This window comes from Sulfurifustis variabilis (genome assembly GCF_002355415.1).
Lineage (GTDB): Bacteria > Pseudomonadota > Gammaproteobacteria > Acidiferrobacterales > Sulfurifustaceae > Sulfurifustis > Sulfurifustis variabilis.
On sequence record NZ_AP014936.1, the window covers coordinates 2,673,315 to 2,694,673 of the forward strand.

Genomic DNA, 21,359 nt, shown 5'->3' on the forward strand with positions numbered 1-21,359 from the left:
TCCGGCGCCGACCTGCTCTGGCCGCATTGCCACCGACGCGGTGCTCACACTCGAAGCGAGGCGCGGAAGCCTCTCGCCGCGTAGTACGACTGCGCGCCGTTGTGATACACGAACACCTTGCCGTAGCGTCGGTCGCAGAAGAGAGCGCCGCCGAGCGAGCGAATGTCGGGCGGTGTCTTGACCCAGCTGGAGGTCTTCGTATCGAACTCACCGAGTCTCTGCAACTCTCGGTATTGTTCCTCCGTCAGCAGCTCGATTCCCATTGCGGCAGCCATCTCGACGGCGCTGCCCTTCGGCTTGTGCTCCTTCCGCGAGTCCAGCGCTTCGCGGTCGTAGCAGACACTCCTGCGACCTGTCGGGCTCTCCGGGGAGCAATCGCAGAACGTGAAATGGCCCGGTTCCGGGTCCTGGCCAATCACGTCCGGCTCGCCGCCGGTCACCTCCATCTCACGAAGCGACCTCAAAGCATCGGGATTGCCTTCGAGCCTGGCCTGCACGTCGGCCCAGGCGATCCCTTTGTGTCGATGCATGTTCTTCTCGAAGCGAGCCTTCAGTGCCTGTAGCAACTCCTCTCGTTCTTGCGCCTTCATGGTCGTGTCCTGAGGACGGTCCGATTTACGACTGTTCTGTCATTGCGAGCGTAGCGAAGCAATCCGATGCGAAGTGTCGTCCCTCGCGCTGCTCGGGATGACTGCTGCGCAGTCAGATTGCTTCGTCGCTTCGCTCCTCGCAATGGCAACTTGTTCAGAGGTTTCCTAAGGAAAAAGGTGACCAGATTTTATCTTGCGGATACCAAGCGGGTCCGGCATTCGCCGGGTCCGCTCTGCCGCCTCACGATATGCACAAGCGACGGTAGTCGGGAATCACTTCCTGCATGCGGTTAGCCAGCGGCACGGGAGCGTCCGGAGGCGGCAATTACCCGCGCAAGATCACGTTTGTTCGCGCCAAGCGAAAAGAACGAGCGCACGATGAGATCAAGCGATACGGAGGGATCTCCGGCCTCGATCTTGGCGACGCGCGACTGGCTGGACTTCAGGTGCCGTGCCAGCTCCACCTGCGTCATGTTGCGCGCCTCTCGGCGCTCGCGCAGCTTGCGTCCGAGCTGTTGTTTGAGCTCGATGTAGCGCGACTCCTCGGGGGAGAGGCCGAGAAAATCGTTCGCGTTACCGACTTTCCATCCTTTGCGCTCCAACCGCTTTCTCTTGGCTCTATTCCTCATACAACCCCAATCTGCGCTTATACACCTCAATGACCTCGGCTGGCGTCTGGCGCGTGCTGTTCTTGAAGACTTCCAGTATCACGATGGCGTCCGGATCGATTCGATACACAATACGCCAGCTCATACGCTCATCATTGGCCCGCAACTCGTGGCATCGGGGTCCGATCGACGGCATCGGCCGCGAGTGCGGCATTCCGATCCTGTCTCCTCTCTGCAAACGGCGGAGGAGAAATCCCGCTTCCAATCGGGCAGCCGGCGAGAAGGGCGGCGTTTTCACCTCTCCCTTGAGCCAGACTAGAGGCTTGTCCTTATTCTTCTCTCCCATACGCGAAGGAGAGTATATGTCTGATCTGACATATACTCAAGCGAACAGAAGAGCTACAACAAATCCGTGCCAGAGGGCGATATTTGAAATCGATTTCTTCTCAATGCTGCCGCCGAATGAAATTGCTTATCTCCCGCCAAGCCTCCGCCTCGTGCCCTGCCAATAGATGGCCTCCGGTCGGGTAGCCGATGAAGCGGGCGTTGGGGATTTGTTTCGAGATCGATTGCGCGGGGGCGTAGGTGCGGAAAAGATCGTTCTCGGCACTTATTAATAGCGTCGGCGTTTCGATCGCTTTGAGCTCCTCGGGTCCCGGGGCATTGGCGATCGAGGCCGCTTCGTGCCGCAGCCCGTCGGCGCGGCGCCTCACGGGCAGGATGTGCCACAGCATCTCGCGCACGCGCGCCTGCTCGTCGGGGCTTGCGCGCTTCACGTCCTCCGGCGGCGTGGCCAGGATCATGCGGGTCATCGTGTCCGGCGCGATGGAGATCAAGGTCCAGAAGATGAAATCCGAGCGCAGCGTGGTCTCGAGGAAGAACCGCTCGAACGCCGTTAGCTCCCGCTGCTCGCCCGTCGGCGTCGCCGGATACGCGGGCACCATCAGCACCAGCGTCGAACAGCGCTCCGGCCGCTCGAGGCAAAACCGCATCGACGACGGCGCACCCGCCGAGACACCGAGCACGGCCACCCTGGAGAGCTCGAGCGTGTCGAGCAGACAGGCGTGCGCACCGGCCTGCGTCTCGGCCAGACGACCGCGCTTCTCGGGCATCGGCGTGCGCAGATACCCGAAGCGCGACGGCGCGATCACCTGAAAGCCGCCTTCGACGAGGAGCCGCGCGACCTTCAGCCCCTGGTCGAAACCGCCCCCTGCCCCGTGCACGACCAGCACCGGCGGGCCGTTGCCCGCGGTTGCGTATTCGACTGGGCCGCAGTGGGTTTGCGCGATCTGGCTGCCTGCACTCACCCGCCCGTGTGCCTGATCTACGTCCTTCCGATACGCGAAGTAAACCAGCGCCAGCAAGGCGACGAATACGGCCAGCGCCACGCGGGTAAGGCGTAAGGAGCGAGAGCGGATGGGTTTCGTTTGACGCGCCAAGGTGCGTCCTTGCTGATCAGCCTGGTTTCGGACCCTCTGCTTATCAAGAAACTAAGGTGACGTTACCTGGCGCGTTCTAGGCATCGCCTCGCAGTGCTCGACGCTCAGGGGATGAAAGCACGTGCGGCGCCACGATGGGTTCAGCGACGTCCTGTCGGAAAAACGGGTTCTCCTTGTATTTTCCACTCAGGCGAGAGCCGGACACGTTCCGGACGATCTTGAGAACGGCCCGGAATGTCGCCCAGGGCGTCGGACTGACCTTTCCCCTTGCCGAGCCGGTATTCACCGCCACCCTTGCCGGCCCGAATGCCGCATTAATTTCAGCGTATGAACCGGCGAGGCAGTTGTGGACCAAACTGATGTAGGGCACCTTCGGATCGCGCGGTGTGTTGCCGATCGGAGTACGACAGCAGCCCGCATACCAGCGAAGGATCCCCTTCTCGCTCAGCGACATGCACCGCAGGTGCTCGAGACCGCGCGTGATGTGGACGTGCCTTGGGCTGGTGGCGACGACGTCGGTGCCGCCAAGCGCGTTTAACGTCTGCGCGGGCTTCCCCAGGTATCGGGCGAACGCCTGACAGTCGCGGCAGTAGCAGATGGCACGAGCGGCGCGGTGAGGGGATGCCAGGTAACCTTCGACGGAGCCGCAGTTGCAGCGCAAGGGGAAGTTCATCGGGGTCCTATCGTACCGCGGCCTGCTCCGTCCGTGATTGCTCGAGAGATGGCCGCCTGCCGTCCACGGTCACGACCCCCGCGTCAGGGGCGCCTGCACGAGCCAGCGAAGAAGAGCGACACCGTGCGGCATCCCCTGCACGGCCGTTGTTTGGTCCGCACAGGATGCGTCAATGGCTACGCCAGCGGGGTGACGAGGCAAGCGCATCCGCCAAGGCCTCGGCGAAGGTCCGCAGCGTCGAGCCGTCGCTTTCGCCGTGGTCGGGGTTGAGCTCGCAGACCGTGAGCGCCGTCCAGTTCGGCGCGCGCAGCAGCGGCCGGAGCGACGCCATGAGCTGATCGAACCGCAGGCCCACGTTGCGGCGGTTGTTCTCCGCGAGCGGCATATCCAGGTAGTCGAGCACGTCGACATCCAGATGGACGAGCAATCGCTCGAACTGCCGCGCCCAGCCCCTCACCACCGCCTCTGCGGCACCCGAGGGATCGGCGACAACTTCCGCCAGCCGAACCTCGGCAATGCCGAGATCTTCGATGATCCGTCGCTCGAACGGCTCCACGTTGTCGTTCGCGAAGAAGAGCACCTGCTCCGGGCGCAGTAGCGGCACGCGCGGACCCAGCGCGGCGAGCTCCGGCACCGTACCCTCGACACCCAGCATATGGGCAACGCCCATCCAGTCCAGCGCGCCGTCCCGGGTGCTCTCGGGGGTGTTGAGGTCGGTATCGAGGTCGATATACACGACACCGACGCTTTGCGTCCCGCGAAGCGCGCCGGCGACGGTACCGAGCTCGACCGTGCAATCGCCGCCCAACACGAGCGCCCCCGCATCGATCGCGAGTGCCGAGGCGACCTGCTCGGCGCCCGCTTTCGCGACTCTGGCGACCACGCCCGCATTCATCGCGCGCGGGTTCGCCTTGTCGACACGCCAGCGAAACCCGGAAACATCTCCACGATCGTCGACCGATATGCCGCGCACGGCCAGAAGGTCCGGCAGCCCGGCGGCGCGGAGCGCGGCCGGGGCCTTTTCCTGACCCGGCGCATACGCTCCCGCGCTGCTCGGCGCACCGATGATCGCCAAGTGACGGGGCATGGCTGAAGCGATCTTTGATCTGTCCGAGTATCTCGCCGATTGGGGAGTCCCGCATCACGCACTTCCTTGTCGAGTTTGGACCGAACCAATCCCGAACGGCTCCACCGGTGGAATCCCTTTCTTCCCAAAAAAGCAGGAAGGAACGAAAACCGGTGCGAACAAGCCCGTGCGCGACCAGTGCCTTTTGTCCCGCAGGTTGAAATTGACCGATTCGGTTTCCGAATGACAAAGGGCCCGGCAGTGGCCGCCGCCGATCAAGAGCTCGTGCGGTCATCCCCCGTCGGTGCCCCGCCTCGAGGTGCTGTTCCTGCGCCGCCGATTCACTCGAAGCGGTAGCTCCACCACTCCCCTTGGTGACAGGTGAAAACGACGATATCACCCGGACGGGAGCTGACGATGTGCTCGTTCGGCAGATCGATGCCACCGGCGAGCGGCGGCGCATTCTGTCCGTCGGCGCGCGTGAAGCCGTTGAGGCTGTCGATGAAGCTCGCACTGCCGATCGAGAGGCCGCCGATGGGGAGCGCAGTTTCCAGCTCCTTGCGGCAAGAAAAGCTGCTTTCGGGAGCGCGAATCAAGAGCACGTTACGGCGCTGGCCGCCGTATGTGCGGTAACACCACGTCGCGACGCCATCGCGTTGCACGAATCCGTAGGCATAGGGCGGCTTGGAGCCGGGGCGCCGACTCTTCATCGCGGCGGGATCCGGCCGGCAGCCGTGTTCCGTCATGTAGGCGACGAGGTCGGCTGGGTAGTCGGTGTCGAACTCCGGGGATCGCACCGGAGTTTGCGCGCAGCCTCCGATGCAGAGCGCGGCGGCCGCCGAGGCGGCGGCCAGCCCGCGCGGACCACGTCGGGTCACGACGTTACTTCACCTTCGCAAGAAATTGCCCGCAGTTTTCGATCATCTTCGGTGTGGCCGCGTCGAAAAGCTGCTTGGCCTTTTCCTGCGACTTGATGACCTCCGGGAACGGGAAGTCGATGTCCATCTGCACGTTGTTCACGCCACACGCGTTCTGCCACACGCGCTTATACACCCCGCTCGCGTCGCGCTTGTAAGCGCTCAGCTGCACGTAGCCCTCCACGGTCACGTTCTTGGTGTTGGTGCCCATGGTGAAGCCGGCGGCGAAGGCACGGCCGATCGTCTGCCGTTCGGTGAGCATGACGTGGTAAGGCGCGACGACCAGGACGACGTCGGACATCGGATTGAACGCCTTGAAGGTGCCGTCCTCGGTCTCGAGCGGCGTGCCGTGCTCCAGGACTCGCAAACGCGAGGGCTCGTAGTCCACCCCCCACGCCGCGGCGAGCTTCGGCATGACCCCGGCGCTCACCCGATCCGCCATCGGATTCTTGTTGTACAGCCAGCGCATCACTTCGGTGACGGTCGGTGCGCGCTTCTCACTTTCGGCCCTGCCACTTGCTTCCAGACCGGTCCATAGCGCGCCGCCGCCGAGCTGCGCGGACACGCCGCCGCCATACGCGGCCCAGAAACTGCTGGTGTCGACGACCCCGAAGGAGTAGCGCTGCGGCTCCTTGCCGTATTGGACGAACGTCGCGGTGCGGGTGCCGGTCCGCAGTTCGGATATGCTCGGGCCGCCGGCGCAGCCGGCGAGCAACAGACTGACTGCAGCGAGGGTAGCAACGCGCGACATCCCTATTCTCCTTCGGGGCAAGTGTTAAAAACGATTAGCACAAGCACCGTGTATAGCAAGATCTTGTATCGCGCCGTCCCTTTCCCGCGCCCGCTGCGCCGTGGCGGAGAAAAATCGGGACAGGAGGACAGAGGCAGATCTATTTTTAAGGCGAAGCGGGACCGGCGCGACCGGGCGTGCGCGGTTACACCGGTCGCGATCAGTGCCGCGCCTCCAGAATGAGATTGAACGGCGTCTCCGCCGCCCGGCGGAACTGCCGGAACCCGCCGGACTTCGCCACCTCCCGCAGCCTCCCCTCCCCCGCCTGCGCGCCGAGCGCCGTGCCCACTTCCTGGTTGAGCGAGGTGGGCACGCAGACCAGCGTCGAGGCGGAATAGTAGAGGCGGCCGACCGGGTTGATGTTCTGCTCGAGGGCGTCGTGGGCGAAGGGCTCGACGATCATCCACGCGCCGCCGGGCTTGAGCGCCTGGTGGATGTGACGCGCGGCGCCGGCCGGGTCGCCCATGTCGTGCAGGGCGTCGAAGCAGGTGACGAGGTCGTAGTCCTTGCCCGGGAAGTCCTTGGCGGTGGCGACTTCGAAGCGGACGCGCTGCGAGCACGTCGACCTCTCGACATTCTCGCGTCGTAGGCCGACGCCTGGCCCGATCGCGACTACTTCAACTGCTCTTTGACCAGACGAGAGAGAACAGGCAGATCGGTTTGCACGACGCCCCAAACGGTGTCGTTGCGAATCGTGGCGTACCCATGAATTAGGATATTGCGAAAAGCGATGATGCGGCGGTAATCCGGGATGCGTTCGGCGAGATCGGCGTCCACTTTATGCAGTCGACTCAGCGCTTCGCCCACGACTTCGAACTGGCGTTCCACGGCCGATCGCAGCATTTCGTCCGAGAGATAATCCTCCAGCGATCGCCCTTTCGTGAAAGTCTCCAGCTTTCGGCAGGCCTCCCGAATGTCGTAGAGATACTTCTGTACTTCAGGCTGCATAGAGCAGAGCCTTGGACCGCTCGACCGATCGCAGGAAATAGGGATTGTCGCTTGCCCCTTCTTCAACGAGGTCGATAGGCCTGTGGAACAGGTCCTGGAGTGCCAGAAGAAGTCCGAAATAGGCATCCGCGCGCTCTGCCGGCGAAAGCGGATGAAATTCGACCAGGAAATCGAGGTCGCTCCGGCCCGGTTCGAACTTGCCGGTAGCCGCCGAACCAAAGAGCGCCAGCCGGCGGACCTGGTGCCGCCGACATAGATCCTCCAAGGCGGAGTGCTGTTCAGCGATGAGCGGATGCATAACCGGGTCCTCGATTAAAGCTAAAGATAACCGATAACACGCCTGCCCGCGCGGGTCCCGGGATGAAAAAACATCACCTCGAGGGCAAAGGCGCGTAATGGGGCCCGGGAGTGAGCCGGGCCCCGACAACAAGCGGATTCGGAAAGCCTCAGTGCCGCGCCTCCAGAATGAGATTGAACGGCGTCTCCGCCGCCCGGCGGAACTGCCGGAACCCGCCGGACTTCGCCACCTCCCGCAGCCTCCCCTCCCCCGCCTGCGCGCCGAGCGCCGTGCCCACTTCCTGGTTGAGCGAGGTGGGCACGCAGACCAGCGTCGAGGCGGAATAGTAGAGGCGGCCGACCGGGTTGATGTTCTGCTCGAGGGCGTCGTGGGCGAAGGGCTCGACGATCATCCACGCGCCGCCGGGCTTGAGCGCCTGGTGGATGTGACGCGCGGCGCCGGCGGGGTCGCCCATGTCGTGCAGGGCGTCGAAGCAGGTGACGAGGTCGTAGTCCTTGCCCGGGAAGTCCTTGGCGGTGGCGACTTCGAAGCGGACGTTGTCGCCCGCGCCGTGCTTTTTCGCGTGCCCTCTCGCCTCCTCGATCGAGGCGTCGTGGAAGTCGAAGCCGATGAACTCCGAGTTCGGGAAGGCGTCGGCCATGATGAGCGTCGAGAAGCCGTGGCCGCAGCCCACGTCGGCCACGCGGGCGCCGGCTTTCAGCTTCTCCACCACGCCGTCGAGCGCGGGGAGCCACTTCTCGACGATGTTCGCTTCATAGCCTGGGCGGAAGAACCGGGCGATGGCGCAGAAGACGCACCCGGGCTGGTCGCCCCAGGCGACGCCGCCGCCGGTCCGGAAGGCCGCCTGCACCTTGGGCCGGTTCTCGACGTACCCCGCGGCGCAGTCGAAGGCGCCCACGACGTAGTACGGGCTCGTCTCGTCCACGAGCACGGGCGCGTGCTCGGGGGTAGCGCGAAGCGCTTCGTCGTCGGATCATATTCGAAGTAGCGGGCGGCGGCGTGGGCCGACAGCCACTCGCGGAGATACCGCTCCGCGAGGCCCGTGGCCTGCGCGAGCTCGACGGAGGTCATCGGACCGCGTTCGTGCAGGGCCTTGTAGATGCCGAGCTGCGAGCCGATCTGCACCAGGCCGATGGCGTAGGCGCCGCCGAGGTCGTTCATGACCCGGCCGAGGAAGTCGTTCAGCTTCTGTTCGTTCATGGCGTTCGTCTCCTTGCGAGGGTTCGTCAAGATCGTCTTCTTTCCGGCGCGCACTATGGCGTGAGCGGGGCGCCGGCCCCATGGCCGATGCGCCGCATCTCTTGACCGGGACGCCGGGAGGCTGCTGTTCTTTGCCAGCTGCGCTTCGATGAGTGCCCCCTCTCCCCTTCCCCTCTCCCGCGAGGGGAGAGGGGGAGTTGGTTCGCTGCGCGGTTCGGGAGCGGCGGCGTTTGGATGGGCGCCCCCTCTCCCCTTGCCTTTCCCGCTATGCTTCCTGCTTCGCGGGAAAGCCCGGGGCAACCGTCCCTGGTTGCCCGCTCGCCGGGCGAACGATTCGCTGGATCGTTCGCAGATCTCCGGCTCGCCCCCCCCACAAGGGGAGAGGGGGAGTCGGGCCGGCGCGGCTTATCGACGGAGGTTCTTGCGGTGGATGCGTTGTCCGACGTGTTGCGCACGACGCGCCTGAAGGGCGGCGTCTACCTGCACGGGGAATTCACGGACCCGTGGTGCCTGAGCACGCGGCTCCTGCCCGAGACGTGCGTGCCGTTTCTCGGGGAGAAGGTGACCGACATCATCCCCTACCACTACCTGCTCGAGGGCCGCATGCGTGTCCGGGTCGAGGGCGGGCCGATGCAGGAGCTCGGGGCGGGCGAGCTCGTGCTCTTTCCGCACAACGACTTTCACCTGATCGGCAGCGATTTGTCCGTGCCGCCGACGCCGAGCGAGCGGGTGGTGCAGCGCTCGGGCGACGGCGGCATGCTGACGGTGCGGATCGACGGCGGCGGCGGGACGCGCACCCGGATGGTGTGCGGGTTCCTCGCCGGGGACCGGATGCAGGCGAACCCGGTCCTGAGCACGCTCCCCCCGCTGCTGCGCCTGGACTATAAAGATGGCCCTTCGGCCGACTGGATCCGCAGCACCTTCCGCTACGCCGCGGACGAGATCGCGGCCGGCCGCATGGGCTCGGAGACGGTGTTCGCCAAGCTCTCCGAGCTGCTCTTCGTCGAGGCGATCCGGCGCTATGCCGAGTCGCTGCCCGAGGGCCAGACCGGGTGGCTCGCCGGCCTCAAGGATCCGTACGTCTCGCGCGCCCTCGCGCTCCTGCACGGGAAGCTCCGGCATCCGTGGACCGTGGACGAGCTCGGGCGCGCGATCGGCCTCTCGCGCTCGGCGCTCGCGGACCGGTTCGTCGAGATCATCGGCGTGCCGCCGATGCAGTACCTCGCCAACTGGCGCATGCAGGTCGCCGCGCAGGAGCTGCTCAACAGCAACAAGTCGATACTCCAGATTGCCGACGAGGTGGGTTACGAGTCGGAGGCGTCCCTCACGCGCGCGTTCAAGCGCTGCATGGGCGTGCCGCCCGCGACGTGGCGGCGGCAGCGAACGAATCGGGATATGACGTGAGCGTTTGCGGATAGCCCGCGCCGGCTCGGGGTGCGATCATTCGGCAGCGTCGGAGGAAAGCAATGGACGAGCTCAGACAAATCGCGCGGCGTGTCGAGTCGCTGATCTCCGGCGCGGACGGAAAGCGCGCCGTGCAGGACCTCGGCTTCATCTCCTGCGCCCGCGCGGTGCACCTGAAGCACGTCCCGTTCTACGACCCGTGTCTCATTCTCGTGCTGTCCGGCCGCAAGACGCTGTTCCAGGATCGACGCCCCATCCCGGTCGAGACCGGTTTCCTGGCGACCGTTCCGGCGCCCTCCAGCATCGACCTGCGCAACGAGCCGGACCCGGTGAGCAGGCGCTATACCGCGCTGCTCATTCCGTTCAAGATCGAGCACCTCGAGCGGCTGATGCGCTCGCACAACCTGCTCTACGAGGTCAAGCGCGACGGGGCCGGTGTGCTGACGTTCGCGCCGGACGAGACGCTGTATGCCTCGATTCGCCACTACCTCACGACGGTCGGCAACCCGCGCCTGCTGAACCATCGGCTGATGGAGATCCTGCTGCTGCTCGCGACCAAGAACCCCGCGCTGCTGTCCTACTCGCTCCACCGCGAGAGCTGGAGCCAGCGGGTCCGTGCGGTCCTCGCGACCGATCTCGCCCACTCCTGGGACCTGGCCGAGGTGCGCGCACGCCTCGCGACCACCGAGAGCACCCTGCGCCGCAACCTCAAGCGCGAGGACGCAAGCTTTCGGGCGCTGCTTCAGGAGCTGCGCCTGTCGACGGCGCTCATGCAGCTCATGCAGACGTCGCTGCCGGTCTACCGCATCGCGTACGACTGCGGCTACCAGTCGGTATCGCGCTTCACCAGCAACTTCCACAAGCGTTTCGGCGTTCCGCCGAAGCGGTTTCGCGAATCCGCGAGCGAATCCGAACGCACTGTGACCGGTTCCGGCAATCCCCGGCAGACCTGAGCTGCCATCATGACCTCCACGCAGCCATGAGGCTGCGCACACGGTTAATCCCATTGGAGATCATGATGAAAAAACTGATTCCGGCCGCTGTCGTGGGCCTTTTCTGCACCCAGAGCGCGCTTGCCGCGGACTTTACGCTCACCAGTCCGGACATCCGCGAGGGTGGCACCGTTTCCGAGCAGCACGTCTTCAACGGATTCGACTGCCAGGGGGCCAACCTCTCCCCCGCTCTATCGTGGAGCGGCGCGCCGGCCGACACGAAAAGCTTCGCCGTGACGGTGTACGACCCGGACGCGCCGACCGGCAGCGGCTGGTGGCATTGGGTGGTGTTCAACATCCCGGCGAGCACCAAGCAGCTTCCGAGAAACGCCGGCGACGCGCAGTCGAACAAGCTGCCGGCCGGCAGCATCCAGAGCCGCACGGACTTCGGCAAGCCGGGCTACGGCGGGCCGTGTCCGCCGGCCGGCGACAAGCCGCATCGTTACCAGTTCACGGTCTATGCGCTGAAAACGGAGACGCTGCCGCTCGATGAGAACGCGCCGGCCGCGATGGTCGGCTTCTACCTGCACCAGAATCTCATCAAGAAGGCCGTACTGAACGCCCGCTACGGACGGTAAGCGGCTCGGATCCGGTGCCCGGCAGTCGGCCGGGCGCCGGGCCGGCGCCCTGTCACCGACGTTCGGGCGCTACGCCTTCGTCGCCGTGACGATGTGCGCCGACAGATCGAAGACGACGGTTCCGTCGGAAGCGATATACGGCCCAAGGACCTGTTCGGATTCCTCGAGTATCGCGGCGACCTGTTCCTCGGAGAGGACGACGCCCATGACGGGCAGCCAGCCGCGGAGGTCGGCCTCGACCATGACCCGGGCACTCGGGAATCGCGCCGTGCCCGGTCGGGTGTCGATCGCGACGGAGGTCGCGCCGGCATTCGCGAACAACGCCGCGAGCGCGTCGCGGTCGCCGAGCACGAACGGCGCGCGCAGCGCGTCCGCCGCCTGCCGGCCGCCGATCCTCTCGAGCAGCGCTACCTCGGCGGCGTACGCCGGTATCCGGTCGAGCGCATCCCACACCGCGATCGCGGCGCGCCCTCCCGGAACCAGCACGCGCAGCGCCTCGCGCACGGCCTGGATGCGATCGTCGAAGAACATCAGCCCGAACTGACTGACGACGGCGTCGAAGGACCGGTCCGGGAACGGCAGCGACTCGGCGACGCCCTGCCGCCAATGCACGGCGGGCGCGAGTTGCCTCGCCACCGCCAGCATGCCGGGGTTGGGATCGAGCCCGATGACGAGGTCGGCCGCGGCGTGGCGGGAGGCGATCTCCCGGGCGACGACGCCGGTCCCGCACGCGACGTCGAGCACGCGCTGGCCCGGACGGACTCCGGCGGCATCGAGCACCGTCTTCGCCCATTGCCCGAAGAGCGCGGGCACCATCAACGCTTCGTACGCGCGCGCCGCGGCGATCTGCTCCTGCGATGGGGAATCGCCCATGTCGTGTCTCCCTTCTTTCCGGAAATGGTAGTTCGATTCGTCGGGCGCTACGACCGGCGGGCGCGGGCGACCCTCGAGCCGCCTGATGCGTGCGACCGCACGGACAGAGTACCGTCGCCCGACCGCGCAGTCTTACCCATGGACGGCCCACGGTTTATGCGCTGCCCATCGCGCGTCGAGCCCGCGACACCGTCCTGTATGATCTGCGCAATGGACGACGTCAAGCAGCCCGCCGAGCCAGGGCATGCGCCCGACCCGGCCACGCTGCGCGCCCTCGTCGACCTCGCGCCCGACGGCATCTTCGTCACCGATCCCGCGCTTCGCATCACTTTCGTGAACAAGGCGGGCTGCCGCCTGCTGGGGTATGGCTGCCAGGAAATCATCGGGATGACGGTCATGGACCTCGTGTCCGAGGAGGACCTCGATCGCGTCGGCAGCGTAAAAGAGGAGATGCTTCGCGGCAACGCGCACGTCGGCGAATGGCGGGCGCGGCGCAAGGACGGGACCTGGCTCGCGCTCGAGGTGCACGCGAAGTTCCTCCCCGACGGGCATTTGCAGGCGATCGCGCGCGACATCTCGGAGCGCAAGGCGAACGATGCCGAGCGCGACACCCTGCTCCAGAAAACCGAGTCCGACCGGCAATGGCTGCGCACCCTGGTGGAGACGTTGCCGCTTGCGGTGATGCTGTTTCGACCGGACGGGCAGGTGTACTTCAATCGTCGGACCGAGGCGTTGCTCGGCATGACGCTCTTGCCCGACCGAGGCAGCGCGCAGTACGCGAGCGGCATCCACTTTCCCGACGGCAGACCGGTTCCCCCCGATCGGATCGTGTCGGCGCGCGTGATGCGCGACGGCGAAACCGTGATCGGCGAGGAGTACCTGTACGTGCGGCCGGACGGTTCGCGGGTGCCGGTGCTCGTCAGCGCCGCGCCGCTCAAGGACGCCGACGGACGCGTGGTCGGCGTCGTCGGCGCATTCCAGGACATGAGCGAGCACATGCGCCTCGAGCAGGCGGTCCGCGCCAACGAGCGCCTGCTTCAGAGCATCTTCGACATCCTTCCCGTCGGGGTCTACGTCGCCGACAGGACTGGTAGCCTCGTGCGCGCGAACCCGGCGGGCGAGCGGATCTGGGGCGGCACTCGTTTGGTTACCCTCGAGCGATACGGCGAGTACAAGGCCTGGCACGTCGACACCGGGAAGCCGTTCGAAACCGACGAATGGGGGATGACGCGGGCCATCAAGCGCGGCGAGACGTCCCGCGGCGAGCTCGTCCGCATCCAGTCCTTCGACGGCGCGCTCAAGACGATCCTCCACTCGGCGGCGCCGCTGCGCGACGAGAACGGCGAGATCGCGGGCGGCATCGTGGTGATCGAGGACATCACGGCGCTGCACGAGGCGCAGGAGAAGCAGCGCGCCAGCGAGCAGCTGATGCGCGCGGTCATCGATCTCATCCCGGTCGGCGTGTGGATCACGGACCGGGAGGGCAACATCACGCTCGCCAATCCGGCGGGCGAGCGCATCTGGGGCGGTGTCCGGTACGTCGGCGTCGAGGGCTACCCGGAGTACAGGGCCTGGTGGGCCGAGACCGGCGAGCCGATCGAGGCCGAGGAATGGGCCGCCTCGCGCGCGGTCCGTTACGGCGAAACCTCGCACAGCGAGCTGATCCGCATCCAGACGTTCGACGGCTCCTTCAAGACGGTGATCAACTGGGCGGCGCCGATCCGCTCCGACGCCGGCGAGATCGTGGGCGCGGTCGCGGTCAACGAGGACGTCACCTCGCTGATGCGCGTCGAGGAGCAACTGCGCCAGGCGGTGCGCGACCGGGAGGAGATCCTCGCGATCGTCTCGCACGACCTGCGCAATCCCCTCAACGCGCTGATGGTGGCGGCGACCGCCGCCGAGCGGAAGGCGCGCATGCTGCCGGGCGGCGAGCCCGTGCAGCAGCTGGCGGAATCGCTGGTCGACATGTCGCGACGCATGGCCGGCCTGGTGGACGATCTGCTGGCCATCGCGGTGGCGGGGAACGGCGGCCAGTCGATGTTGAGCTTCGCCCCGGTCGCGCCGTCGGGTCTGCTCGGGCGCGCGGCCGACGCGGCGCGGCCGCTGGCCGCCCGCCAGCGGCTCGAGCTCGTGCTCGACGTCAAGGAGGAGCTGCCGATGGTCGCCGCCGACTCCGACCGCATCCTGCGCGTGCTCGCGAACCTGCTCGACAACGCGATGAAGTTCACGACGCCCCCCGGTCGCATCACGCTCGCCGCCGAACGAACCAACGGCACCGTGCGCTTCTCCGTGGCCAACACCGGGCCGGCGCTGCCGCCCGAGCAGCTCGAGACGATGTTCAAGCCGTTCTGGCAGGCGGGGCGCGACCGGCGCGGCGCGGGGCTGGGCCTTTCCATCTGCCGCTCGGTCGTCGAAGCCCACGGCGGCAGCATCTGGGCCGAGCCGGCCCTGGGCCAGCGCGTACGCGTCTGCTTCGTGCTGCCGCGCGCGGTCGGCATGTAGCCGCCGACCGAGCCCCCGCATGGACACCGAACATCATCGCGACCTCGCCCGCGAGTTTCCCGACCTCAGGCACCGCATCCACGAGCTCAAGCTCGCGAGCGCGCGATTCCGCGATCTCTACGAGGAGTACCGCGAGGTCGACGACGAGGTTTGCCGCATCGAGCGGGACATCGAGACGCCGTCGGACGAATACACCGGGGCGCTGAAGCGCCGGCGCGTGCGCCTCAAGGACCGCCTGTACGGCATGCTCACCGGGCGACTTCCGGTCGAGGCGCCATCGGACGAGTACGTCACCCGCGACAGGTTCCGGCGCCCCGTGGATCACGGCGAGGTGGCGCGCGACTGGATACAACGCGGGTTTTCGTGCGGCGCCTTCACCGACCCGCCCGGGTGCGAGTGGCGCGACGACGTGCACGACGCGGACGAGCTGATCACGGTCGTCGAGGGCCGGCTCGAAGTGCTGGTGCACGGCGAAGCGTACGCGCTCGAAGCCGGCGACGAGCTCTACATCCCGCGCGGCGCGACGCACACGGTGCGCAACGTCCACGCCGGCGCCACGCGCTGGCTGTACGGCTACGACTGACCCGAACGGCCCTACACCCGCCTTCGCCTTCCTGGCTGCCCGCGTTTTCTCGGGCTTCCTGCCCGCATCACACCCCGCGGCGTCCGGTCCCCGCGCGGAGCGCCCCGATCTGCTGGATGGCCTCGGGCGGAAGCGTCGTCAGGGACGGGCCGTTGATGAGGACGACCTGGCAGGCCAGCTCGAAAAACTCGGCGTTCTGGATGGCGCGGTCGAGGTCCGCGCCCACGGTCACCTGGCCGTGGTTCGCCATGATCACCATGTCGTGCTCCCGCATCGCTTCCGTGACCGCCGCGGCGAGCTCCGCGGAACCCGGCAGGAGATAGGGAACGCGGGCGACCGGCCCGACGTAGAACGGGATCTCCGGGATGACGGCGTAGTCGATCGCATCGGCGGGCCGGCACGCGAGCGCGGTGGCGAACGGGGTCTGGAAATGCAGCACGGCGTTCACGTCGGCGCGGCTCCGGAGGATGCCCGCGTGGAAGCCGACTTCGCTGCTCGGCTTCCTGCCGTTCAGCACGGCGCCGTCCGCGATGCGGCAGACCGCGACCTGCTCGCGGGTGAGCTTCCCCATCCAGCTTCCGGTGGCGGTGATCAGCATGCGCGCGGCATCGACGCGCAGCGACAGATTGCCGCAGCTGCAGCGCAGCAGGCCGCGCCGGTCGACGTCATGGCACGCCTCGACGAACCGGTCGTAAACCTCGTTGGGAACGTCTCTCATCGCGCCTCCTTCGGCCGTTGGGCCGGAAGCGAAGCCTAAACGGCGGCGACCGGCCATCCTCTTGATCCGCGTCAAGTCGCTTTCCGTCCGGATGCAGTTAAGTACGCGGTGCGGACGCCCCGCCAAGCGCGTTCCCGTGAGGTGCCGAGATGCTCGACAAAGAGTGGATCCCGAAGGTCGCTCTCGATGAGATGAACGCGGTTCACGACGAGGAAGTCGACCTCCTCATCGAGCTCCTGAACCGGCTGGACGGCGTCGCCGAAGGCAAGCTGCCGCCGCGGGCCCTGGACGCCCCGCTCGCCGCCCTGCTCGAGCACATGCGCAACCACTTCGCCGGCGAGGAGGAACGGATGGCCGAGGCGCGATTCCCGGCCTATGCCGTCCACAAGGCGGCGCACGACCGCGCGCTGGCGGAGGCGCATTTCATATATCAGGCGTGGTTGACCGGGCGGGACGAAGCGGCGCTGTACACCTATCTGCGCCGCACGTTCCCCGCCTGGATGATCCAGCACGTCACGACGATGGACGCCGTCACCGCGCGTTTCCTGGCGTCGCAGGGCGAACCGTACCGAACGGCGAGCTAGTTCGCCGCCGCGCGACCGAACGGCCGCAGGGCCGGCGCGCCGCGATGCGTTTCCGAGGTAACCGATGCTGAAGAAGGACCAGATCCCGAAGGTCGAGCTGGAAGAGATGAACGTGGTGCACTATGAGGAGGTCGAGCTCCTCATCACGCTCCTCAACCGGCTGGACGCCGTGGCGGACGGCGAGCTGGCGCCCGAGACGATCGATACCTCGCTCGAGACCCTGATCGAGCACATGCGCGCGCACTTCGCCCGGGAGGAACAGCAGATGGTCGGGGCGGGGTTCCCGGCGCACCCGGCGCACAAGGCGGAGCACGATCGGGTGCTCGCCGAGGCGCGCTCTATATATGATGCGTGGCGGAGCGACCGCGACGAGCGGACGCTGGCCCGCTACCTCGAGCGGACCCTGCCCGCCTGGATGATCCACCACATCACCACGCTGGACGCCGACGCCGCGCGGTTCCTGGCTGCGCGGGGTCCCCGGCGCGCCGGCGCGGGCGCGGCGACCGCCGAAACGGAAACCTAACTCTCCCCGCTGGCGCGGGGCAGAGGCGGCCGGTCCAGGTCCTCTCCCGCGGGCCGCCCCGCGGCCGTCTCCACCCTCACCACCCGCTGCGGGTACGGGATGGTGATCCCCCGGTCCCTGAACGCCCGCCAGATCTTCCGGTGCAGGCGCGAGCGCAGGTCGAGCATGCCGCTCTCCGGATCGCCGATCCAGATCATCAGCTCGAGATTGACGCCGTTGTCCCCGAAGCCGATGACGAAGGCCTGCGGCGCCGGGGCCGGCAGGATGCGCGGCTCGGAGCGGCCGATCTCCTCGAGCAGCGCGATCGCCTCGTCGGGGTCGACGTCGTAGCCGATCTGCACGGGAACGCGCAGGCGCACGTTACGGTCGCCGTAGGACCAGCTCGTGATGCGGTTGGTCACGAGCTCCTCGTTCGGCACCAGCACGTCGAGGCCGTCGCCCGTGCGCACGACGACGTGGCGCGAGTTCAGCTCCTGCACGATGCCGAAGGTATCGCCCACCGTGATCACGTCGCCCGGGCGCACCGACTCCTCGAAGATCAGCACGAAACCGGCCACGTAGTTGCTGACCGTCTTCTGCAGGCCGAGGCCCACGCCGACGACGAGCGCGCCGCCGATCACCGTGAGCGTGGTGATGTCGATGCCGGCCGTCACCAGGGCCACGACCACGACCGACGTCAGCAGCACGAGCTTCGTGAGCTTGATCGCCGCCGCCTTCATGCTCGCGTCGAGGTTCTGCGTGCGCCGGATGCGCATCGAGAGCGCCTTGACGATCCAGAGATAGAGGATCAGCAGGAGCGCCATCGAGAGCGCGAAGCTGGTGACGGTGAGGAGCGAGACGCGCGTCGCGCCCACCTGCATCCCGTACTCGTCGAGCGCCCGGCTCACCACGGGCAGCCAGCCGAAGATGTGCAGCGCGAGCAGTCCCCAGATCGTGAGCGTGAGCGCCCCTTCCCACGCCTTGAGCCGGCTGCCGGGGCTGAACGTGTGGCGCAGGACGAACACGCCCATGCGCACCAGGGTGAAGGCGCCGACGGCGAGGATGAGGTAATGCAGCAGGTCGCCGCGGATGCCGAGCGCCTGGCGCAGGAGCGCGCTGCCGGCGAGGAGCCACAACCATAATAGAAGGGGCACCGTCACCAGCGCCCCGGTACGCACCGCCACCCGCCGCAGCCCGTCCCTGGTTGGCGGGCCGACGGCCGCCTGGAGCCGGCTTTGCAGACGCTGTCCCAGCCAGAGCGCCAGGACGAGGCCGCTCAGGAGCACGCCGAGCTGCCACCACATGGCCGGCTCCTGCAGGCGGGGCCAGAGCGACATCAAAAGTTCGGTGAGCGGTACGGGACCTGCGTCCTGCGAGGCGGAGAGGCGAGCCATAGGCGGGAGTATAGTCGGCGGCCGGGCGTGCCCTTTTTCGGGCGCCACCAGCCGGAAAGCCAGCCGGCGACGCCCGTCGGGATCGGTTCCGCCGCCCCCGGGTTCGCTCGGAAAAACCGCCGTTTCGGGCCGGTCCGATGCGCGCTCTTTTGCGGATGGCCCGCGAACCGGATCGCCGGTTCGGCCCGCCCTGCCCGGCGGCAATCACGCGATGCAGCGTTCGCGCAAAGGTCTTTGCCGTTTTGGGCAAAACGACCCATGTGCCTTTTTTCCCAAAACCGCTAGAAGACTAGCCGTTACTCCGAACCGCCGGTGCGGGACAGGGACGGCGCCGCGTCGTTTCGCGCAAGCAGCGGTTCTCTCCCGGTCACAGTCGACAGGAACACGCCCTGAACACGCAATCCAGGCTCGCCGGCGCGGTGTCCTCGGCCCTTTACGCGGCGTTGCGGCCGCTCGTCCGGGTACTCCTGCGCCATGGGTTCAGCTTCAAGAGCTTCGCCCAGGTCGCGAAGCGGCTCTACGTCGAGATCGGCATGAACGAATTCGGGATCGAAGGGAGGCCGCAGACCATTTCCCGCGTCGCCGTCCTGACCGGACTGACGCGCAAGGACGTCCAGCGCGTCCTGAACCGCGGATCGTTCGACGATCCGCAGGCGCGTGAGCGCTACAACCGTGCGGCGCGCGTCGTGGCCGGTTGGGTCCGCGACGCCGACTTCGCCGACGAGAACGGATCGCCGGCCAGGCTGGCGATGGACGGGAACCCGGGCTTCGGCATGCTCGTGAAGCGATACAGCGGCGACGTTCCGGCGCGGGCCGTGCTGGACGAGCTCCTGCGCGTCGGCACCGTCCGGCGCCTCGCGGACGGCCGGGTCGAGCTCATGTCGCGCGCCTACGTGCCCCGCACCAGCGACCTCGACAAGATCGCCATACTCGGCACCGACGTCGCGGACCTCATCACGACCATCGACCACAACCTGCAGCAGGGCGAGTGGAACCCTTTCTTCCAGCGGAAGGTGATGTACGACAACCTGCCGAAGGAAGCGATTGCCGAGTTCCGGCAGCTCTGCGCCGAGCAGGCGCAGCATCTCGTGGAGCATCTGGACAAATGGCTGTCGCGCCACGACCGCGACATGAACCCGCGCGTGAAAGGCACCGGCCGGACGCGTGCCGGACTGGGTCTCTTCTATTTCGAGGAAGATCTGTCGGACCGCACATGGAAAAAAACCAGATGACGCTTGCGGCGTGCAGGCGCCGGGCATGGGGGATGATCGCGGCCGCCGTCCTGGCCGGATGCGGAGCCGGCGTCGAGGAGAGCAGCGTCGCGGACGGCGGCACGGGCGGTACCGGCATCGCGTACGGCAGCGTGACCGGGTTCGGGAGCGTGTTCGTCAACGGCGTCCGGTTCGACACGACGAGCGCCGCCGTCCTCCTGGACGGCCTGCCGGGACCCGATCCGATGTCGGACCCGCGCCGCGGCCTCGCCGAGGGCATGGTGATCCGGGTGGAAGGGACGATCGACCCCGGCGGCTCGACCGGAAACGCGAGCCGGATCACGTACGGCCGGAACCTGGCGGGACCGATCGGCGATCTCGCCGACGTCGACGCGAACACGCGACGGGCGACGGTGCTCGGTCAGACGGTGATCCTCGACGGACAGACCGTCTTCCGCGGAACGGGCCTCGGAGGGTTGACGACCGGCAACGTGATCGAGGTGAGCGGCCTCGTCGACGAACAGGACCGCATCCACGCGACCTATGTCGAATGGAAGGCGGATGCGTTCCAGCCGGGCATGGCGATCGGGGTGACCGGGACCGTCGAGGGGCTGAACGAAGGCCGCAGGACCTTCCGCCTCGGCTCCCTGACGGTCGACTACGCCTCCGCCGACACCGGCGATCTGCCGGGCGGCGTTCCCGCGAACGGGTCGTACGTCGCGGCGAACGGTTCGAGCTTCGGGCCCGCCGGCGCGCTCGTGGCGACCCGGGTCGGGCCGGAGGTCGAGGGCATCGGCGTGCCCGACGCGGAAGCGGCGGAGATCGAAGGCTTCGTCACGGCCGTGAACGGACCGAACGACTTCGTCATCGGCAACCAGCGCTTCGTCACGACCGCCGCGACCTTCTTCAAGGGCGGCCTCGTCACCGATGTCGCGGTCGGTACCCGACTCGAAGTCGAGGGCGCCCTCATGGCCGGCCTGCTGACCGCCGACAAGGTCGAGTTCCGCGACGGCATCGCGCTCGAGTCCGCGGTCGCCGCCGTGTACGACGACGGCAGCCTCACGCTGAAGGGGCTCCCGGAGATCGCCGTTTACCGGAACCCCCTCACCCGCATCGACGGGTTCGATCCGGGCAAGGCGATCGCCCCGGACGATCGCGTGAAGATACGTGCGCGCGTGACCGGCGGCCGCGTCGTCGCCTCGAAGATCGAAGAGAAGGACGTGGATCCGGAGAAAACCAAGGTCGAGCTGCAGGGCCCGGTCGGCGCGATCGCCGGTTCCGCGCTCGTCATCCTCGGCGTGGAGATCGATACGGCCGGGACCGTCCTGCGCGATGCGGCCGGGCAGCCGCTTGCTCCGGAACAGTTCTTCGCCGCGTTGTCGCTCTACGATCTGGTGGAGGCCGAGGGCCTGCTGGAGGGCGACGGCACGGTGCGCTGGAGCGAAGTCGAGCTCGAGGATTAGCCGGCGCGTTGCGCGCCCTCTCCCTC

24 protein-coding genes and 1 pseudogene are annotated in these 21,359 nt (G+C 67.1%); 10 read left to right on the forward strand and 15 right to left on the reverse strand.

What is annotated here, in order from left to right; all coding sequences use genetic code 11:
• Positions 1–44 precede the first annotated feature (44 nt).
• The 6 genes from SVA_RS12905 to SVA_RS12925 all read right to left on the reverse strand — a co-directional run bounded on the left by SVA_RS12905 (position 45) and on the right by SVA_RS12925 (position 4,385).
• Positions 45–590, reverse strand: coding sequence for a DUF4256 domain-containing protein (locus tag SVA_RS12905; RefSeq protein WP_096461612.1), 546 nt, complete (start codon positions 588–590; stop codon positions 45–47).
• A 290-nt stretch (positions 591–880) separates the two neighbouring features.
• Entirely contained in the window at positions 881–1,192 is a 312-nt protein-coding gene (locus SVA_RS12910; RefSeq protein ID WP_197703191.1) for a helix-turn-helix domain-containing protein, read from the reverse strand.
• A 16-nt stretch (positions 1,193–1,208) separates the two neighbouring features.
• Positions 1,209–1,544 carry a type II toxin-antitoxin system RelE/ParE family toxin gene (locus SVA_RS20460; protein ID WP_096461614.1) on the reverse strand — a complete coding sequence of 112 codons (336 nt, stop codon included), beginning with the start codon at positions 1,542–1,544 and terminating at the stop codon, positions 1,209–1,211.
• A 100-nt stretch (positions 1,545–1,644) separates the two neighbouring features.
• Positions 1,645–2,586, reverse strand: coding sequence for an alpha/beta fold hydrolase (locus tag SVA_RS12920; protein ID WP_169924088.1), 942 nt, complete (start codon positions 2,584–2,586; stop codon positions 1,645–1,647).
• A 127-nt stretch (positions 2,587–2,713) separates the two neighbouring features.
• Positions 2,714–3,310, reverse strand: coding sequence for a DUF6151 family protein (locus SVA_RS19490; RefSeq protein ID WP_148665471.1), 597 nt, complete (start codon positions 3,308–3,310; stop codon positions 2,714–2,716).
• A gap of 169 nt (positions 3,311–3,479) precedes the next feature.
• Positions 3,480–4,385 carry an arginase family protein gene (locus SVA_RS12925; protein WP_169924089.1) on the reverse strand — a complete coding sequence of 302 codons (906 nt, stop codon included), beginning with the start codon at positions 4,383–4,385 and terminating at the stop codon, positions 3,480–3,482.
• A 10-nt stretch (positions 4,386–4,395) separates the two neighbouring features.
• Here SVA_RS12925 and SVA_RS19495 point away from each other — a divergent pair, with 10 nt between their 5' ends.
• On the forward strand, positions 4,396–4,623 hold the full coding sequence (locus SVA_RS19495) for a hypothetical protein (protein WP_148665472.1): 228 nt from the start codon (positions 4,396–4,398) through the stop codon (positions 4,621–4,623).
• Positions 4,624–4,717: 94 nt separating this feature from the next.
• Here SVA_RS19495 and SVA_RS12930 read toward each other — a convergent pair whose 3' ends face one another.
• The 6 genes and pseudogenes from SVA_RS12930 to SVA_RS12955 form a co-directional block, all read right to left on the reverse strand.
• Entirely contained in the window at positions 4,718–5,254 is a 537-nt protein-coding gene (locus tag SVA_RS12930; protein WP_096461617.1) for a hypothetical protein, read from the reverse strand.
• 4 nt (positions 5,255–5,258) lie between these two features.
• On the reverse strand, positions 5,259–6,044 hold the full coding sequence (locus SVA_RS12935; RefSeq protein WP_096461618.1) for a hypothetical protein: 786 nt from the start codon (positions 6,042–6,044) through the stop codon (positions 5,259–5,261).
• Between the two features lie 199 nt (positions 6,045–6,243).
• On the reverse strand, positions 6,244–6,759 hold the full coding sequence (locus SVA_RS12940; RefSeq protein ID WP_096461619.1) for a class I SAM-dependent methyltransferase: 516 nt from the start codon (positions 6,757–6,759) through the stop codon (positions 6,244–6,246).
• Positions 6,696–7,031: a HepT-like ribonuclease domain-containing protein gene (locus tag SVA_RS12945; RefSeq protein ID WP_096461620.1), complete on the reverse strand. Its 336-nt coding sequence runs from the start codon at positions 7,029–7,031 to the stop codon at positions 6,696–6,698. Before SVA_RS12945 ends, SVA_RS12940 begins: the two co-directional genes overlap by 64 nt.
• A complete protein-coding gene (locus tag SVA_RS12950; protein ID WP_096461621.1) occupies positions 7,021–7,329 on the reverse strand; it encodes a nucleotidyltransferase family protein in 309 nt (102 codons plus the stop codon). The genes SVA_RS12945 and SVA_RS12950 overlap by 11 nt, the downstream gene beginning before the upstream one ends.
• Before the next feature lie 148 nt (positions 7,330–7,477).
• Positions 7,478–8,529, reverse strand: a pseudogene (locus SVA_RS12955) (class I SAM-dependent methyltransferase).
• Between the two features lie 426 nt (positions 8,530–8,955).
• On the opposite strand from SVA_RS12955, the gene SVA_RS12960 reads away from it, so the two are divergent.
• The 3 genes from SVA_RS12960 to SVA_RS12970 all read left to right on the forward strand — a co-directional run bounded on the left by SVA_RS12960 (position 8,956) and on the right by SVA_RS12970 (position 11,503).
• Entirely contained in the window at positions 8,956–9,933 is a 978-nt protein-coding gene (locus SVA_RS12960; RefSeq protein WP_197703194.1) for an AraC family transcriptional regulator, read from the forward strand.
• 62 nt (positions 9,934–9,995) lie between these two features.
• Positions 9,996–10,886 carry a helix-turn-helix transcriptional regulator gene (locus SVA_RS12965; protein ID WP_096461623.1) on the forward strand — a complete coding sequence of 297 codons (891 nt, stop codon included), beginning with the start codon at positions 9,996–9,998 and terminating at the stop codon, positions 10,884–10,886.
• A 65-nt stretch (positions 10,887–10,951) separates the two neighbouring features.
• The gene (locus SVA_RS12970; protein ID WP_096461624.1) at positions 10,952–11,503 is read left to right on the forward strand and encodes a YbhB/YbcL family Raf kinase inhibitor-like protein; all 552 of its coding nucleotides are present in this window, start codon (positions 10,952–10,954) and stop codon (positions 11,501–11,503) included.
• Between the two features lie 69 nt (positions 11,504–11,572).
• Here SVA_RS12970 and SVA_RS12975 read toward each other — a convergent pair whose 3' ends face one another.
• Positions 11,573–12,376 (reverse strand): methyltransferase domain-containing protein, encoded by an 804-nt coding sequence (locus SVA_RS12975; protein WP_096461625.1) that lies wholly within the window; start codon positions 12,374–12,376, stop codon positions 11,573–11,575.
• A 210-nt stretch (positions 12,377–12,586) separates the two neighbouring features.
• Here SVA_RS12975 and SVA_RS12980 point away from each other — a divergent pair, with 210 nt between their 5' ends.
• Complete coding sequence (locus tag SVA_RS12980; RefSeq protein ID WP_169924090.1) at positions 12,587–14,878, forward strand: PAS domain-containing sensor histidine kinase; 2,292 nt, start codon at positions 12,587–12,589, stop codon at positions 14,876–14,878.
• Between the two features lie 19 nt (positions 14,879–14,897).
• Positions 14,898–15,461, forward strand: coding sequence for a cupin domain-containing protein (locus SVA_RS20040; protein ID WP_197703195.1), 564 nt, complete (start codon positions 14,898–14,900; stop codon positions 15,459–15,461).
• Positions 15,462–15,528: 67 nt separating this feature from the next.
• On the opposite strand, the gene SVA_RS12990 is transcribed toward SVA_RS20040, so the two are convergent.
• A complete protein-coding gene (locus SVA_RS12990) occupies positions 15,529–16,179 on the reverse strand; it encodes a class II aldolase/adducin family protein (protein WP_169924091.1) in 651 nt (216 codons plus the stop codon).
• Between the two features lie 149 nt (positions 16,180–16,328).
• Here SVA_RS12990 and SVA_RS12995 point away from each other — a divergent pair, with 149 nt between their 5' ends.
• Together SVA_RS12995 and SVA_RS13000 are read left to right on the forward strand one after the other, a co-directional pair.
• Complete coding sequence (locus SVA_RS12995; protein ID WP_096461628.1) at positions 16,329–16,763, forward strand: bacteriohemerythrin; 435 nt, start codon at positions 16,329–16,331, stop codon at positions 16,761–16,763.
• A 64-nt stretch (positions 16,764–16,827) separates the two neighbouring features.
• A complete protein-coding gene (locus SVA_RS13000; protein ID WP_096461629.1) occupies positions 16,828–17,286 on the forward strand; it encodes a bacteriohemerythrin in 459 nt (152 codons plus the stop codon).
• On the opposite strand, the gene SVA_RS13005 is transcribed toward SVA_RS13000, so the two are convergent.
• A complete protein-coding gene (locus SVA_RS13005) occupies positions 17,283–18,602 on the reverse strand; it encodes a mechanosensitive ion channel family protein (RefSeq protein WP_169924092.1) in 1,320 nt (439 codons plus the stop codon). The two genes, SVA_RS13000 and SVA_RS13005, sit on opposite strands and share 4 nt — an antisense overlap.
• Positions 18,603–19,078: 476 nt before the next feature.
• Between SVA_RS13005 and SVA_RS13010 the strand changes: the two genes are divergently transcribed.
• Positions 19,079–19,891 (forward strand): DUF6502 family protein, encoded by an 813-nt coding sequence (locus tag SVA_RS13010; protein WP_096461631.1) that lies wholly within the window; start codon positions 19,079–19,081, stop codon positions 19,889–19,891.
• The gene (locus tag SVA_RS13015) at positions 19,873–21,333 is read left to right on the forward strand and encodes a DUF5666 domain-containing protein (protein ID WP_148665474.1); all 1,461 of its coding nucleotides are present in this window, start codon (positions 19,873–19,875) and stop codon (positions 21,331–21,333) included. The genes SVA_RS13010 and SVA_RS13015 overlap by 19 nt, the downstream gene beginning before the upstream one ends.
• Positions 21,334–21,359: the final 26 nt, after the last annotated feature.

Bases quoted from the DNA above. Each gene is read 5' to 3' on its own strand.
- SVA_RS12945 (WP_096461620.1), bottom strand. From the start codon at position 7,031: ATGCAGCCTGAAGTACAGAAGTATCTCTACGACATTCGGGAGGCCTGC.
- SVA_RS12970 (WP_096461624.1), top strand. From the start codon at position 10,952: ATGAAAAAACTGATTCCGGCCGCTGTCGTGGGCCTTTTCTGCACCCAG.
- SVA_RS12975 (WP_096461625.1), bottom strand. From the start codon at position 12,376: ATGGGCGATTCCCCATCGCAGGAGCAGATCGCCGCGGCGCGCGCGTAC.
- SVA_RS12995 (WP_096461628.1), top strand. From the start codon at position 16,329: ATGCTCGACAAAGAGTGGATCCCGAAGGTCGCTCTCGATGAGATGAAC.
- SVA_RS13005 (WP_169924092.1), bottom strand. From the start codon at position 18,602: ATGTCGCTCTGGCCCCGCCTGCAGGAGCCGGCCATGTGGTGGCAGCTC.
- SVA_RS12965 (WP_096461623.1), top strand. From the start codon at position 9,996: ATGGACGAGCTCAGACAAATCGCGCGGCGTGTCGAGTCGCTGATCTCC.
- SVA_RS20040 (WP_197703195.1), top strand. From the start codon at position 14,898: ATGGACACCGAACATCATCGCGACCTCGCCCGCGAGTTTCCCGACCTC.
- SVA_RS12980 (WP_169924090.1), top strand. From the start codon at position 12,587: ATGGACGACGTCAAGCAGCCCGCCGAGCCAGGGCATGCGCCCGACCCG.
- SVA_RS12950 (WP_096461621.1), bottom strand. From the start codon at position 7,329: ATGCATCCGCTCATCGCTGAACAGCACTCCGCCTTGGAGGATCTATGT.
- SVA_RS13000 (WP_096461629.1), top strand. From the start codon at position 16,828: ATGCTGAAGAAGGACCAGATCCCGAAGGTCGAGCTGGAAGAGATGAAC.
- SVA_RS12990 (WP_169924091.1), bottom strand. From the start codon at position 16,179: ATGAGAGACGTTCCCAACGAGGTTTACGACCGGTTCGTCGAGGCGTGC.
- SVA_RS19490 (WP_148665471.1), bottom strand. From the start codon at position 3,310: ATGAACTTCCCCTTGCGCTGCAACTGCGGCTCCGTCGAAGGTTACCTG.
- SVA_RS12935 (WP_096461618.1), bottom strand. From the start codon at position 6,044: ATGTCGCGCGTTGCTACCCTCGCTGCAGTCAGTCTGTTGCTCGCCGGC.
- SVA_RS12905 (WP_096461612.1), bottom strand. From the start codon at position 590: ATGAAGGCGCAAGAACGAGAGGAGTTGCTACAGGCACTGAAGGCTCGC.
- SVA_RS13015 (WP_148665474.1), top strand. From the start codon at position 19,873: ATGGAAAAAAACCAGATGACGCTTGCGGCGTGCAGGCGCCGGGCATGG.
- SVA_RS19495 (WP_148665472.1), top strand. From the start codon at position 4,396: ATGGCTGAAGCGATCTTTGATCTGTCCGAGTATCTCGCCGATTGGGGA.
- SVA_RS20460 (WP_096461614.1), bottom strand. From the start codon at position 1,544: ATGGGAGAGAAGAATAAGGACAAGCCTCTAGTCTGGCTCAAGGGAGAG.